The 15,401-nt window shown below is 66.3% G+C and carries 12 protein-coding genes; 3 read left to right on the forward strand and 9 right to left on the reverse strand.

The annotated features are described in order from the left end of the window. Positions 1–188 precede the first annotated feature (188 nt). Entirely contained in the window at positions 189–1,349 is a 1,161-nt protein-coding gene (locus tag AC1VNX_RS07690) for a porin (protein WP_483156169.1), read from the forward strand. A 158-nt stretch (positions 1,350–1,507) separates the two neighbouring features. Next, the gene (locus AC1VNX_RS07695) at positions 1,508–3,634 is read left to right on the forward strand and encodes a type IV pilus secretin PilQ (protein ID WP_483156170.1); all 2,127 of its coding nucleotides are present in this window, start codon (positions 1,508–1,510) and stop codon (positions 3,632–3,634) included. 36 nt (positions 3,635–3,670) lie between these two features. Here AC1VNX_RS07695 and AC1VNX_RS07700 read toward each other — a convergent pair whose 3' ends face one another. The 7 genes from AC1VNX_RS07700 to AC1VNX_RS07730 form a co-directional block, all read right to left on the reverse strand. Continuing rightward, a complete protein-coding gene (locus AC1VNX_RS07700; RefSeq protein ID WP_483156171.1) occupies positions 3,671–4,618 on the reverse strand; it encodes a T6SS immunity protein Tli4 family protein in 948 nt (315 codons plus the stop codon). A gap of 12 nt (positions 4,619–4,630) precedes the next feature. Continuing rightward, positions 4,631–5,584, reverse strand: coding sequence for a T6SS immunity protein Tli4 family protein (locus tag AC1VNX_RS07705; RefSeq protein ID WP_483156172.1), 954 nt, complete (start codon positions 5,582–5,584; stop codon positions 4,631–4,633). Positions 5,585–5,622: 38 nt separating this feature from the next. Then, complete coding sequence (locus AC1VNX_RS07710) at positions 5,623–7,482, reverse strand: esterase/lipase family protein (protein WP_483156173.1); 1,860 nt, start codon at positions 7,480–7,482, stop codon at positions 5,623–5,625. 194 nt (positions 7,483–7,676) lie between these two features. Then, complete coding sequence (locus AC1VNX_RS07715; protein WP_483156174.1) at positions 7,677–8,096, reverse strand: hypothetical protein; 420 nt, start codon at positions 8,094–8,096, stop codon at positions 7,677–7,679. Between the two features lie 112 nt (positions 8,097–8,208). Further along, complete coding sequence (locus tag AC1VNX_RS07720) at positions 8,209–8,493, reverse strand: hypothetical protein (RefSeq protein ID WP_483156175.1); 285 nt, start codon at positions 8,491–8,493, stop codon at positions 8,209–8,211. Positions 8,494–8,575: 82 nt separating this feature from the next. Further along, positions 8,576–9,367: a fumarylacetoacetate hydrolase family protein gene (locus tag AC1VNX_RS07725; RefSeq protein WP_483156176.1), complete on the reverse strand. Its 792-nt coding sequence runs from the start codon at positions 9,365–9,367 to the stop codon at positions 8,576–8,578. 138 nt (positions 9,368–9,505) lie between these two features. Further along, positions 9,506–9,949, reverse strand: coding sequence for an Lrp/AsnC family transcriptional regulator (locus AC1VNX_RS07730; protein ID WP_483156177.1), 444 nt, complete (start codon positions 9,947–9,949; stop codon positions 9,506–9,508). 138 nt (positions 9,950–10,087) lie between these two features. Between AC1VNX_RS07730 and AC1VNX_RS07735 the strand changes: the two genes are divergently transcribed. Further along, complete coding sequence (locus tag AC1VNX_RS07735; protein ID WP_483156178.1) at positions 10,088–10,990, forward strand: DMT family transporter; 903 nt, start codon at positions 10,088–10,090, stop codon at positions 10,988–10,990. A 19-nt stretch (positions 10,991–11,009) separates the two neighbouring features. Here AC1VNX_RS07735 and AC1VNX_RS07740 read toward each other — a convergent pair whose 3' ends face one another. Then, positions 11,010–14,138 (reverse strand): efflux RND transporter permease subunit, encoded by a 3,129-nt coding sequence (locus AC1VNX_RS07740; RefSeq protein WP_483156179.1) that lies wholly within the window; start codon positions 14,136–14,138, stop codon positions 11,010–11,012. A gap of 16 nt (positions 14,139–14,154) precedes the next feature. Next, positions 14,155–15,294: an efflux RND transporter periplasmic adaptor subunit gene (locus tag AC1VNX_RS07745; protein WP_483156180.1), complete on the reverse strand. Its 1,140-nt coding sequence runs from the start codon at positions 15,292–15,294 to the stop codon at positions 14,155–14,157. Positions 15,295–15,401 lie beyond the last annotated feature (107 nt).

Raw genomic sequence — 15,401 nt, forward strand, 5'->3', positions numbered from 1 at the left:
CTTTTCAGGCGATCTGGGAGAAATTTGAAGGGCGGTGTAACGACCCCGCGCGGAGGTCTGATGTGCGCGCACAACACTCCGCGCGCAGGAAAACCAAACCACCAAATTCCTCCCGAATTGGACGAAACGATGCGTACAGCCGGTCGATACCGAGCGGCCGCAACAGACCTGAAACTGGAGAACCCTGAATGAAGAAAACCCTCACGGCATTCGCCGCCCTGGCCGTCTGCGGCCTGGCTTCTGCCCAATCGTCCGTCACGTTGTTCGGCGTCGTGGACGCCGGCCTGACCTACCAGTCGACGACCTCGCGCGACACCACCACCGGCGCCTCGATCAAGCAAAGCAAGACCAGCCTGGGCAACTCCGGCTACAACTCCAGCCGCATCGGCTTTCGCGGCACCGAAGACCTCGGCGGTGGCCTGGCCGCGAGCTTCTGGCTCGAAGCGCCCATCACCAACGACGACGGCGCCACCGGCATCTCCACCTTCGCCCGCCGCTCCACCGTGAGCCTGTCGGGTGGCTTCGGTGAACTGCGCCTGGGCCGCGACTACACGCCCACCTTCTGGAACGACACCGTCTTCGACCCGTTCGGCACCAACGGCTCGGGCACCAACGTCATCAGCACCGTCAGCGGCAACACCACCATCAACAACGCCAACTACGTGCGCGCCAGCAACTCGATCGGCTACTTCCTGCCGCCGAACTTGGGCGGCTTCTACGGCCAGTTCCAGTACGCCCTGCACGAGAACGCCAGCACGGACGCGACCAGCACCACGGCCGCCTCCAGCAGCAGCGCAGGCCGCTACGTGGGTGGGCGCTTCGGCTACGCCAACGGTCCGCTGGACGTGGCACTGGGCGTGGGCCGCAGCACCGTCGTGGACACCACCGCGCTGCAGCGCAGCGTGCAGACCATCAACCTGGGCGCCTCGTACGACTTCGGTCCGGTGAAGCTCTTCGGCGAGCTGTCGAACGTGAAGAACAAGTTCGACTACGCGGCAGTGGCCGACACGCACGACAGCTACAACGGCTACCTGATCGGCGCGACGGTGCCGGTGGGCGCAGGCCTGATCCGCGTGGCGTACTCGCAGGTGCGCTACAACGAAGGCACGGCCGGCATCACGGGCGAGGACCCGCTGGCGCGCAAGTTCGCGATCGGCTACGTGCACAACCTGTCCAAGCGCACGGCGCTGTATGCGACGGTGGCGCGCGTGAACAACCGCAACGACGTGAACTACACCGGCAGCCTGGTGTCGGCCAGCACCACCGGCTATGGCAGCACGGGCACCAGCTACACCGGCTTGCCGCGTTCTTCCACCGGCTACGACTTCGGCATCCGACACGCTTTCTGATCGCGTGAGGATGTGACGGGGCAGCGCGGCCGCCGCAGAGGCGCCGCGCTGCCCGTTCCGGCCGCGCGCAACGGCTTGCGCGGTCTGTGGAACACGCTGCACTCGGGAGGGAAGCTCAGCGCAGCGAGGAGAAGGTGCCGCAGTTTCAAGGCAGTCAAATGAACAAACAGATATTCGCGATCGCGCGCTGGTGGCGCGCGTCCGTGTTCCTGCTTGTCGCCTTCGGGTCGCTCACGGCGGCGCAGGCGCAGAACAGGATCGAGTCGGTCACGGGCTCCTTGCAGGCAGGCAGCGAAGTGCTGCGCGTCGATTTTTCCGAGCCGCTGGCCGCTGCGCCCAACGGCTTCTCCATCCAGTCGCCCGCGCGCATCGCGCTCGACTTTCCGGGCATGAGCAGCACTCTGGGCCGCGAGGCCATCGAGATGAACCAGGGCAACCTGCGCTCCGTGAACGTGGTGCAGGCCGGCGAGCGCACGCGCCTCGTGCTCAACCTGAAGCAGGCGACCGCCTTCAAGACCGAAGTGCGCGGCAAGTCGCTGCTGGTGTCGCTTCAGACGGCGGCAGGCCCCGCACTGGTGGCCGCCACTCCCTTCGAATTCGCGGAGAACCGCAATCGCGACGTGCTGCCGCTGCGCGACGTCGACTTCCGCCTGGGTACCGAAGGCGCCGGCCGTGTGATCGTGAGCCTGCCCAACGACCAGGTCGGCGTGGACATCCGCCAGCAGGGCAAGGGCCTCGTCGTCGAATTCACCAAGTCGCTGCTGCCCGAGGGCCTGAACCGCAAGCTCGACGTGGCCGACTTCGGCACGCCCGTGCAGACGGTGAGCCTGCAGCAGGCCGGCGACCGCGTGCGCATGGTGATCGAGCCGCGCGGCGACTGGGAACACAGCGCCTACCAGAGCAACAGCCAGTTCGTGGTGGAAGTGCGCCCGCGCAAAGTCGACCCGACCAAGCTGACGCAAGGCACGGGCTACAACGGCGAGAAGCTGTCGCTGAACTTCCAGAACATCGAGATCCGCTCGCTGCTGCAGGTGATCGCGGACTTCACCAACTTCAACATCGTCACCTCCGACTCGGTCAACGGCACGCTCACGCTGCGGCTCAAGGACGTGCCCTGGGACCAGGCGCTGGACATCATCCTGGAGGCGAAGAACCTCGGCATGCGCAAGAACGGCAGCGTGCTGCGCATCGCGCCCGAGGACGAGCTCAACGCCAAGGACAAGATCAAGGCAGAGGCCCAGGCCACCTTGCAGGGACTGGAGCAGCTGCGCACGCAGTCATTCCAGCTCAACTATGCGAAGGCGGCCACCGTGGCGCAGGGGCTCTCCGGCACCGGAAGCAGCGCTGGTGGAGGCAGCGGCGGCAGCTCGGGTGGTGCGACGCGCATCCTGAGCTCGCGTGGCAGCGTGCTGGCCGAGGTGCGCACCAACCAGCTCTTCGTGACCGACATCCCCTCGCGCCTCTCGCAGGTGGCCGAGCTCATCCAGAAGCTGGACGTGCCGATACGGCAGGTGCTCATCGAGGCTCGCTTCGTCGAGGCGACCGACACCTTCAGCAAATCGCTGGGCGCGAAGCTGGGCGGCGGTTTCGTCAACGCGAACTCGTCGGTGGGCGTAACACCTTCCGTGAGTTCAAGTACCACGAGCGGCGTGACCACCACCACGAGCACCAGCACCTATTCGAGCACCAGCTTCGTCAACCTGCCCGCGACCAGCACGACGGGCGACGCGGTCGGCACCTTCGCGCTGTCGCTCTTCAACTCCGGCCTGACGAAGATGCTCAACCTCGAGATCTCTGCGCTGGAAGCGGATGGCAAGGGCAAGGTGGTGTCGAGCCCGCGCGTGGTGACGGCCGACCAGACCAAGGCGCTGATCGAGCAGGGCACCGAGCTGCCCTACCAGGTGGCAACGTCAAGCGGCGCGACCTCCATCGCGTTCCGCAAGGCCAACCTCAAGCTGGAGGTGACGCCGCAGATCACGCCCGAGGGCAACATCATCCTGGCTCTGGACGTGAACAAGGACACCGTGGGCCAGTCGACCACCGCGGGCTACGCCATCAACACCAAGCACATCCAGACCGAAGTGCTGGTGGAGAACGGCGGCACGGTCGTCATCGGCGGCGTCTTCGAGCTGACGGACACCAACTCGGAATCGCGCGTGCCGGTGCTGGGCGAGTTGCCGATGGTCGGCGCGCTGTTCCGCACCCGCAGCCGGGTCAACAACAAGACCGAGATGCTGATCTTCATCAGCCCGAAGATGATTTCGGATCGGAACGCGGCGCGGTGAGCGAATGGTCGGCGGGAGCGGCAGGAAGCCGTTCCTTCACCTGATCGCCACCGCTTCGGGCGGTGCGCCCGGCACGGCGACGCGGAACTTGAGTCCGTCGAGCAGCTTGTCCCACAGCGCGATGGCTTCCTCGTCGTTGAGCGAGGAAGCCGCCGCAGCACCCACACGGTCCGATGCCACCTTGGTGAACATCGCCGCCTGCAGCAATGCCGGGCGCGCGACGTTGCCGGTTTCGCCGATGAACATCCACTCGAAGTCGTGCGAACCATCGGCTTCGCGGACCAGCGACTCCTCGCCGTCCCAGCCGTGGACTTTCTTCTTTCCCTCGCGCAGCGTCGTCAGCTTCGGGTAGCTGCTGCCGGCGTCTCGCTTGCGGTCGTTGATGAGCTTGAGCAGGCCGTAGCCGTTGCTGCCCTTGGTGCTCTGGCTCTGGTTGCTCTGGACGCTGAAAACTACGTCGGGCAGGGCGGCGATGTGCAGGCCGGCTTGAGACAAGGCCGGACCTTGGGAGCCGTCGACACGGGTGAAGCCGTATTGGTGGCACAGGCCCTGATCCGTGGGGACTTCGTCGGGCTCGCGCGTGCGCAGGTTGCTGGCGGTCTCAACCGTATCGCGAAGAATCGACTCTGCGGTCGCGCCGTTGCCAGTGCCTCTGCGGTTGATGAATATGTGTGGCCCGACGACGTAGTAGATGCGAAAGCTCTCGAGCCCAATTTCTTTCGCGAACTTATCGCCGAAGGAGCGGATCAGCCATGTGCCCGGAGTCGGCCCTTTGCCGAAGTAGTTGATTTCGGCGGTCTTGTGGTCTGCCAAAATCTTCGAGCGCTCGACCTCCATTACTTTCTCGAGATCGTTGGCTTGGTTCGGCAAGGTCGGGAAGTCGCGTCCGAACGCCAGTATCGATTCGATGGGAACGGTCAGCACATAGCGCCCGAAGCACAGTAGCTTGGTCTGCTCGAACAATTTCTCGATGCGTCTGTTCACGCACGGGCTCCTCTACTTGAGTGCCACGGCCTCGGCGGGCGCACCGGGAACAGCCACACGGAACTTGAGACCGTCGAGCAGCTTGTCCCACAGCGCGATGGCTTCCTCGTCATTGAGCGAGGAGGCTGCGGCCGCACCCACGCGGTCCGATGCCACCTTGGTGAACATTGCCGCTTGCAGCAATGCCGGGCGCGCGACGTTGCCGGTTTCGCCGATGAACATCCATTCGAAGTCGTGCGAACCATCGGCTTCGCGCACCAGCGACTCTTCGCCGTCCCAGCCGTGGACCTTCTTCTTGCCTTCGCGCAGCGTCGTCAGCTTCGGATAGCTGCTGCCTGCATCTCGCTTGCGGTCGTTGATGAGCTTGAGCAGGCCGTAGCCGTTGCTGCCCTTGGTGCTCTGGCTCTGGTTGCTCTGGACGCTGAAAACTACGTCGGGCAGGGCGGCCATGTGCAGGCCGGCTTGAGACAAGGCTGGACCTTGGGAGCCATCGACACGAGTGAAGCCGTATTGGTGGCACAGGCCCTGGTCCGTGGGGACTTCGTCGGGCTCGCGCGTGCGCAGGTTGCTGGCGATCTCGACAGCATCACGGAGGATCGAATCGGCAGTCACGTTGTAGCTCTTGGCCGTGGCATCGCCTCCGACGAAGATGTGCGGGCCTACGACGTAGTAGATGCGAAAGCTTTCGAGCTCCAGTTCTTTCGCGAACTTGTCGCTGAAGGAGCGGATCAGCCATGTGCTCGGAGTCGGCCCTTTGCCGAAGTAGTTGATCTCGGCGGTCTTGTGGCCGGCCAGAATCTTCGCGCGTTCGGTCTCCATCACTTGCTCGATATCCTTCGCGCGGTTCGGCAGTGTCGGAAAGTCGCGCCCGAACGCCAGTCGTGACTCCATCGGAGCGGTCAGCGTGTAGCGCCCGAAGCAAAGCAGCTTGGTGTGTTGGAAAAATTTCTCGATGCGTCGGTTCATGGACAGAGCCCTTCGTCGTCAATGATGGGTGGGTGGATTCAGTACTTTTCCGACCACCATTGGGAGTCGAAATCTGCCGCGATACGAACGATGCCGTACAGCGTGGCCGCGCTGGCGTTGGCATCGCCGTAGCTGCCTTGGTGGTCGTAGCCGGTCTGCACGAACTTGACCTTGGCGCGTACCTTTGCGGCACTGCGCTCCACGGGCACAGTACCGTCACTGGGCGTCATCGGGGGTTGAAGCTTGAGCTTGAGAACTTCGCCTCGGTCGCCTTTCACGCGCAACGTACCTTCGCCGTTGTCTCCCTCGTTTCCGGGCAGCAGGGTCCACGTCAGCGGATCACCGGCGATGACGGGGTCGCCATCGACTACGCGCCATACCAGGTCGTTCCAAGCCGGCTGCCCAGGGTCGCTGCCGTAGTGCGCATAGGTGCGTTGATGGAAAGTGTCCTGGATGGCATCGGCGAATTCCATGGCCAGTTTGATGCGCTTCACGGTCGCCTCGGCGCCGATCTGATCTTTGGTTTTTCCGCCTTTACCTGGCGGCAACTCTCTCTGCCCCGCCGGATCGATCCAATCCGGATTGATCAACCTCCACCACTTGTCCCGATCCAGCGTGTAGATCTCGCTCACCGCGTCGCCCTGCGGCAGCTTCGCCAGGAACTTGCCGTTGTCGTCCTGCACCTGAAGCCATTGCGTGCCGTACGCGGCGGCGGGTAGCAGTTCGAGCCCGCCTTGCGCATTGGCCAGCACGGCCGTCACTTCCTCGCCGTTGTCGCCCAGCACGCTCTGTGTGATGCTGCCTACCAATCGGGACTTCAGATGCCACCAGGGCTTGTTGCTGCCCTCGAAGCCCGCGCGCATGCGCTTGTACGCGGCGGCCGCGCCGGTGGTGGGCATCACCCCGTGCACCACGCCCAGGATGCGATGCCTGATGCCGCCGTAGTCCGCATGCATCATCGCCCGCGCAAGGATGCCGCCCATGCTGTGGGTGACGACGATGACGCCGGGGCAGTCGAAGCCGTTGTGGTTGTAGGTGTCGATCAGCAGCTCGATCTTCTTCGCGAGCCGCTTGCCTTCCTCGCCATTGCTCTTGAGCCAGTTGTAGCCGAAGGCATGGACCGGATACCAGCATTCGCCGATCTTGCGGATGTCGTCTTCGCCAAGCGGCTGCGCGTCGTGGACGCCGAAGCTCGACGGTGCCCGCCCCACCAATGCTTCGGGGTTGTCCTTGTCGAGCCACGTGGGCGAGATGACCTGCTTCCTGTCCTCGCGGCGCAGCATGTCGTTGAGCTGGCGTTCCATCACCTGGAGGATGCCGCCGTAGGCTTCGAACATCACCTCGCTCCAGCCGCGCGCGCGGGCCTTCTGGGCGGCGGTGAAGCATTGCCGGTTGCTCGCCAGCGGATGCGTCGGATCGGCCTTCGGATCGGTGATGAGCAGCTTGCTGACATCGCCCAGGTCATGGGGCACGTTGTCGTGTCGCTGGTCGGAGCTGACGGTCGCGTCGCCCGTCGCGTCGAAGCGCCGGCTTCTCTTGCCTTCGACTCGTTCGCTGGTGGCCTCGTAGTGGTCCACTTCGATTTCGTCGGGGTCCAGGCGCATCTGGCGGGCGGCCGCGCTCGCATGGCGCCGCGCGATGGCGTCGCCTTTCTTGTCGGGCCACCATGCGAGGTTGTCGCTGCGCTTGAGCAGTGCCTGCCGTCCCCTGGACAGGCGCAGGTTGCTGCCCATGATGCCGGGCAGGAACACGATGGGAATGAGCTTGCCCGGCGGCACGCGCACGCGGATCTTTCTCTTGTCCTCGATGGGCGTCGTCACGGCCGTGACTTCAGCGAAACCGCCCATGCCCAGGCTGAAGTCCAGCCAGATGTCCTCTTCGTAGCCATGTACGGCCATTACCTGCTTCTCCCTGGCGTGTGCGCATCGCCGTACCGCGAGCGCATTTCAAAATAGTTGAATCAGACTATATAAGTCGCAATTTCATTTCGAATGGCATTGCGTAGGCTCGAGCGCGATCCGTGAAGAAATGCGCGTGGCGCGAGCGGCGGAAATGCGCCGGCGCTTGGAGGGGCTGATCGTCGTCCGGTGCCTCAGCGAACCGTCTTCATCCGCAGGGAGCGGCCGGGCTTGCGCCTGCAGCTGCTGTCGCGCAGGCTCGGGCTCGCCGTGCCGGTCGCGGTGATCGGTGCGAGTGTCGATTGGCTGTAGTCGCTGCCCGCGCCCGAATCGCGTTGCGCGCAGGTGTCGTTGCTCGCCATGAAGATGCCGAACGCCAGCGAGCCGAAGGCGAGCAGGCCCGCGATACCGAACCGCCTCGATGACTTGCGAGGGTGTGCCGCGGCAGCGGGAGAAGGCTGCGCCTTGCCGCTCCAATGGGCCTGCATGGCGGGCTCGAGGAAAACGCCTTGTGCATGCGCCAATGCCGGCAGGCCGTCGAGCCGCAAGGCATGCGGAGCCCCGTGTGATTCACGTGAGACGTCGTGCGGGTTGCGATGCCGGGGACTGTTCATGCCCGGTATCGTGAGCTGCAAAGGGGGAGAAAAATTGGAAGGCCGCGCTCCCGTGCGGCCGTCCTTCGACCCTTCGGCGGGTGCGGTTCGTGCCCTGTCTGCGCTCTGCCTTTCAGTGTCCGTTGCCCGGCGCCGGCGCCAGCCCGCGCTGCTTCAGGAAGTCGTAGAGGCTGACCGCCAGCACCTGCGCGATGGGAATGGGCAGCGTCACGCGCAGCACCGCGGCCCGGTGCACCGGGCACTGGTCGGAGCTGTGGTCCACGCGGCTGGCGTCGAAGGTGATGTGCACGCAGCCCGCGTTGACCCAGTAGCCCGAGACTTCGTCCGCGAACACCTGCGGGGCGTGCAGGTCGTCGATGTAGGTGGCTTGCGGGGTCTGCTGCTGTTGCTGGGACATGGTGGCTCTGTGTTTGCGTGAGCCACGATGATCGGCATCAATCTCTTAGAAAAAATGGTGCCGTGCCGCACCTTCCGGGCCTTCAGACGATCCGCACCGACAGCTCCGGCAGCCGGTCGATGTGGATCTCGATCAGGTCGCCCCGCACCACCGGCCCGACGTTCTCCGGCGTGCCCGAATAGATGATGTCGCCCGCCTTCAGCTCGAAGGCCTGCGACAGCCGGCTGATCTGCTCGGCAACCGACCAGATCATGTGCCTGAGCGTGGCGTTCTGCTTCGTCTGCCCGTTCACCTTGAGCCAGATCGCGCCGTCGCTGAAGTGCCCGACCTTCGCCACCGGGTGGATCGGCCCGACGGGCGCCGAATGGTCGAAGCTCTTGCCGATCTCCCAGGGCTTCTTCTGGTCGCCCATCTCGCGCTGCAGGTCGCGGCGCGTCATGTCCAGGCCGAGCGAGTAGCCGTACACATGGTCGAGCGCGGCGCTCGTCGCGATGTTGCGCCCGCCCTTGCCCAGTGCCACCACCAGCTCGACCTCGTAGTGGTAGTTCTTCGTGAGCGTGGGGTAGGGATGGTCGGCCACCACGCCCGGCGTCACCACCTGGATCGCGTCGGCCGGCTTCTGGAAGAAGAAGGGCGGCTCGCGGCTCGGGTCCGAGCCCATCTCGCGCGCATGCGCCTCGTAGTTGCGGCCGATGCAGTAGATGCGGCGCACCGGAAAGACCTGGTCACTGCCGACGATCGGAATGGTCGACGAGGCGACATCGAAGGGCGTTGCGGCCGAGCGGGCGGCCCCGGCGGGCAGCGCGCAACCTGCGATGGCGCCAGTGGCCATGGCGGCGGAACCGGCCAGCAGGCCGCGGCGGGAAGTGATCATGAGCGTCTGTCTCCTTGGTCTTGTGGAATGCGCCGTGCCTCTCACGGCCGGTCGATTCTGGGATCGTGCACCGGCGCACAACCGTGCGCATCTACGCAAAAACAGGACAGAACCCATCCGGAGGATTCAGCGGTCGCCTCACCGCGCCGCGAAGGGCGGCAGCCGCCTCGGTATCGTCTGCGCCTTCACGATGGAAGTGTTGGTCTCGGCCCTGTTCGCGATGCGGTCGAGGATGCCGTCCAGCTGTTCGAGCGACTGCAGATGGAGTCGCGCGACGAAGCAGTCTTCGCCCGTGATCTTGTCGCACTCGCAGAACTCGGGCGTGCCGACGATCAGCTCCTGCACCGCCTGAAGCTGCCCCGGCAGCGGCCGGATGCGCACGATGGCCTGGAACTGGTAGCCCAGCGCCTTCGGGTTCACGTCCAGCGTGTAGCCGCGGATCACGTCGCGCTCCTCAAGACGGCGCAGCCGCTCGGAAACGCTGGGCGAAGACAGCCCGACGTGATGGGCCAGTTCCTTCAGCGACATGCGCGCATTGCCCGCGAGGGCCAGCACGATGGCTTCGTCTGTTGCGTCGAGCATTTCGTCGTTCTCCGGTGAATTGGCTTCGGTGACTTCTTTTCGAAGGCCACTGGCGGCTTCTGCCTTATTCAAAGCATATCCAACAGGCGCGATAAATGGCACTCTTGTCTTCCGGAACAAAGAGGACGACGGACGGACATGCAGACGCAGCTTCGCGGCGCGCTCGAGATGAGCGCGGCCATGGCGATTTCGGGAACCATCGGCTGGTTCGTGGTGCGCTTCGACCAGCCGCTGCCCGACCTTCTGTTCTGGCGCTGCGTGTTCGGCGCTGCCACGCTGCTGGTCGTGTGCTTCGCGCTGGGCCTGCTGCGGCGGGGCCTCTCGATGCGCAACTTCGCGCTGGCCGCTTTCGGCGGCGTGGCGCTGGTCGTCAACTGGGTGCTGATCTTCGCGTCCTTCTCGCACGCGTCGATCTCGATCGCCACGGCGGTCTACAACACGCAGCCCTTCATGCTGGTGGCGCTGGGCGCGTTGCTGCTGTCGGAGCGGCTCAACGCGATGAAGGCGATCTGGCTGTGCATCGCGTTCGCCGGCGTGGTGCTGGTGGCACAGGCCAAGTTCGGTGGCGGCGCCGACGGTTCCTCGTACCTCGTCGGCGTGCTCATGGCGCTGGGCGCGGCCTTCTGCTACGCGGTGGCCGCCTTCGTCGCGAAGAAGCTCGACGGCATCGCGCCGCATCTCATCGCGCTGATACAGGTCTGCGTGGGCATCGTGATGCTCGCGCCCTTCGCGAACCTGAAAGCGCTGCCCACCGACGCGGCTACCTGGGGCGTGCACCTGACGATGGGCGTGGTCTACACGGGGCTTGTGTTCGTGCTGCTGTACGGCGCGCTGCAGAAGCTGTCGACGCCGGTGGCGGGGGCGCTGTCCTTCATCTATCCGCTGGTGGCGATCGGTGTCGATTACGTCGTCTTCGGCCAGCGGCTGGGCCTGCTGCAGCTGGTGGGCGCGGCGGCCATCCTGATCTCGGCGGCGGGCATGACCTTCGGATGGACCCTGCCGGGCCTGCCGAGGCAGGCGCCCGCCGCCGGAAAGAGCTGACCTGGCGTCTTCGCTTCGCTCAGGATGCTGCGATGACGTCGCTGCCGCGCCTGAAGAGCCTGCCCGAGGCCCGCTTCACCAGCAGATAGAACAGCGGCACGAAGAAGATCCCCAGCGCCGTCGCGGCCAGCACGCCACCGAACACGCCGGTGCCGATGGCGATCTGGCTGGCCGAGCCGGCGCCGGAGGCCAGCGCCAGCGGCACCACGCCGGCCAGGAAGGCCAGCGAGGTCATCAGGATCGGCCGCAGCCGCAGGCGCGCGCCTTCGGCCACCGCGTCGAGCAGCGGTATGCCACGGCGCAGCGCGGCTTCGGCGAACTCGATGATCAGGATCGCGTTCTTCGCCGACAGCCCGATGGTCGCGAGCAGGCCGACCTGGAAGTAGATGTCGTTCGAGAGGCCGCGCAGCGACGCCGCGATCACCGCGCCGAGCACGCCCAGCGGAATCACCAGCATCACCGAGAACGGCACCGACCAGCTTTCGTACAGCGCCGCCAGGCACAGGAACACGACGAGGATCGACAGCGCGAAGAGCAGCGGCGCCTGTCCGCCCGACAGTCGCTCTTGGTACGACAGGCCGCTCCATGCATGGCCGGTGCCGCGCTGTTTCTTCGCGATGGCTTCGACTGCCGCCATCGCCGTGCCCGAGCTCGTGCCATGCGCCGCCGCGCCCTGGATCTGCACCGCGGGCAGGCCGTTGTAGCGCTCCAGCTGCGGCGCGCCCTGCGACCAGCGCGTGGTGGCGAAGGCCGAGAACGGCGTCATCGCGCCGGTGGCGCCGCGCACGAACCACTGGCGGATGTCGTCCGGGTCGGAGCGGTAGGGCGCGTCGGCCTGCACGTACACGCGCTTGACGCGGCCGCGGTCGATGAAGTCGTTGACGTAGCTGCCGCCCCAGGCGATGCCCAGCGTGGTGTTCACGTCGTCCAGCGACAGCCGCAGCGCCGAGGCCTTGAGCTGGTCGATGTCGATCTGCAGCTGCGGCGTGCCGGCCACGCTGTTGGCGCGCACCGACTGCAGCCGCGCATCCTTGCCCGCGTCGCGCAGCAATGACTCACGCGCCTGCACCAGCTTCTGCGCCCCCATGCCGGAGGTGTCCTGCAGCCAGAACTCGAAGCCGTTCGACTGCCCCAGCCCCTCGATGGGCGGCGGCACCATGCCGTAGACCTCGGCGTCGCGCTGCTGCTTGCCCAGCGCGGTGCCGGCACGCTCGACGATGGCCTGCGCGCGCTGGTCGGCATGTTCGCGCTCGGCCCAGTCCTTGAGAGACACGAAGGCCATGCCCATGTTCTGCCCCGAGCCGCCATAGCTCCAGCCCGAGAGCGTGAAGATGGTGTCGGTCGTGTCCTTCTCGGTCTCGAGGAAGTGCTTCTCGACCATGCGGTTCACCGCGTCGGTGCGGTTGATCGTGGAGCCCGCCGGCAGCGTGAGCTGCACCATCACGCTGCCCTGGTCTTCCTCGGGCAGGAAGCCGCCCGGCAGGCCGAAGTACAGCAGGCCCATGCCGGCCACGATGGCCGCGTACACGGCGGTGAAGCGCAGTGGCTTGCGCAGGATGCGGCCCAGCAGGCCCACGTAGCGGCCCTGCGCCGCGTCGAAGCGCCGGTTGAAGGCGCCCAGAAAGCCGCGCGTGCGCGGCGCGTCGCTGGCCCTCAGGAAGCGCGCGCACAGCGCCGGAATCAGCACGATGGCCACCACCACCGACAGCGCCATCGACGCGATGATGGTCACCGAGAACTGCCGGTAGATCACGCCTACCGAGCCGCCGAAGAAGGCCATCGGCAGGAACACCGCCGACACCACCACCGCGATGCCCACCAGCGCGCCGGTGATTTCCTTCATCGACTTGATGGTGGCGGCCTTCGGGTCCAGCCCCTCCTCGTGCATCACGCGCTCGACGTTCTCCACCACCACGATGGCGTCGTCCACCAGCAGGCCGATGGCCAGCACCATGCCGAAGAGCGTGAGCACGTTGATCGAATAGCCGAAGGCCGCGAGCACGCCGAAGGTACCCAGCAGCACCACCGGCACGGTGATGGCCGGGATGACCGTGGCGCGCCAGTTCTGCAGGAACAGGTACATCACGACCACCACCAGCGCGATGGCTTCCAGCAGCGTCTCGATGACCGACTTGATCGAGATCTTCACGAAGCGCGTCGTGTCCTCCGCGTAGGCCACGCGCAGGCCGGCCGGCAGCAATGGCTCCATCTCGGCGATGCGCGCCTTCACCGCGCTGGCGGTGGTCAGCGCGTTCGCGCCGGGCGCCAGCATGATCGCCGCGCCCGCGGCGGGGTGACCGTTCAGGCGCGTGGTCTCGGCATACGACTCGCTGCCCATCTCCACGCGCGCCACGTCGCCCAGGCGCACCACGGCGCCGTCGGCCTGGGTCTTCAGCACGATGCCGCGGAACTGTTCCGGCGTCTGCAGGCGCGAGAGGGCGGTCACGGTGGCGGTGAGCTGCTGCTTCGCGGGCGAGGGCCGCGCACCGATCTCGCCGACCGACACCTGCGTGTTCTGCGCGGCGATGGCGGCGGTCACGTCCGAGGGCATCAGCTGGTAGCTCGCGAGCCGGTGCGGGTCGAGCCAGACGCGCATCGCATACGAGGCGCCGAAGGCCTGCACCGAGCCCACGCCGTCGACGCGGCTGATGGGATCGCGCAGGTTGCTGGCCATCCAGTCGGCCACGTCGGTGTCGGTGCGGCGGTCGGTCTGGTCGTAGAGCGCAACGATCAGCAGGAAGTTGTTCTGCGACTTCGCGACCGTCACACCCTGCTGCTGCACTGCCTGAGGCAGGCGGCTGGTGGCCTGGCTGACCTTGTTCTGCACCTGCACCTGGGCGGTGTCGGGGTTGATGCCCTGGCGGAAGGTGACGGCGATCTCGGCCCAGCCGGCCGAACTGCTCGTCGACTTGAAGTACAGCAGCCCGTCGATGCCCTTGAGCTGCTGCTCGAGCACCTGCGTGACGCTGCTTTCCACCGCCTGCGCCGAGGCGCCGGGGTAGTTGGCCGAAACCACGACGGTGGGTGGCGCGATGTCCGGGTACTGCGAGACCGGCAGCGTGCGAATGGCCAGGCCGCCGGCCAGCATGATGAGGATGGCGATGACCCATGCGAACACGGGCCGCTGGATGAAGAAGTTGGCTATCACGTGTGTTGTCTTTTCTTCAATCGGCCGAGGCGGGCGTTGCCGCAGCCGATACCGGCACCGGCTTCACCTTGTCTCCCGGGTGCGCGCGCTGCAGGCCGTCGACCACGAGCCGGTCGCCTTCGCGCAGGCCGCCGGTCACGATCCACTGGTCGCCCGCCGCACTGCGCACTTCGAGCGCGCGCAGCTCGACCTTGTCGTCCTTGCCCACCACCAGCGCGGTCGGCTCGCCCTTGTCGTTGCGCGCCACGCCGCGCTGCGGAGCGAGGATGGCCTGGCGCTCCACGCCCGACTCGACCTGCGCCCGCACGTACATGCCGGGCAGCAACAGCCCCTGCGGGTTCGGAAACTCCGCGCGCAGCGTGACCGAGCCGGTCGCGGTATCGACGGCCACTTCGGTGAACTTCAGCGTGCCGGCGTGCGGGTAGGGCAGGCCGTCTTCCATGCGCAGGCCCACGCGCGTGCTCGCGGGCGCCATGTCGCCCGAGATGAAGCGGCGCTTGAGCCGCGTGAGCTCGAGGCTGGACTGCACCACGTCGACGTAGATCGGATCGATGCGCTGGATCGTCGCAAGCGCCGTGGCCTGGCCCGGCGCCACCAGCGCGCCCTCGGTCACGCTGGAGCGGCCGATGCGGCCCGAGATGGGCGCCTCGATGCGCGTGAACTCGAGGTTGATACGTGCCGCCTTCAACGCCGCCTGCGCGGACTTCACGCCGGCCTGCGCCTGTACCAGCGCGGCCTGCGCCTCCTCGTGCTCCTGCCTGCTCACGGCATTGGCCTTCACCAGCTCGCCGAAGCGCTCGGCCTTGCCGCGCAGGCTCGCGATGCCGGCCTGCGCGGTCGCGAGCGCGGCCTGTGCCTGCTCGTGCGCAGCCTCGAAGGGGCCGGACTCGATCTCGTACAGCACCTGGCCCGCACGGACCATGCTGCCTTCCTCGAACAGGCGCTTGCGCACGATGCCGTTGACCTGCGGGCGCACCTCGGATACGCGGAAGGCGGCCGTGCGGCCCGAGAGCTCGGTGTGCACGGGCACTTCGCTCGCGTGCATCGCCATCACGCCGACTTCGGGCGGCGCGGCAGCGGTCTCGGGGGCCTGCCTGGCGCCGCATGCGGCGAGCACGAGCAGGGAAATGGGGAGAAGCAGAAGCTTGGAAGTCATGGCCATCCGGAAACGCGGTGCGGCGCGAGCCGGGATCGCCCGGGTCGCGCGCCTGTATTGTTTTGCACTGTTATGGTGCATTTTGCCTGCCCTGTTGCGTCGCAACA

The sequence above is a fragment of the Variovorax sp. TLI9-5A genome (genome assembly GCF_056867935.1).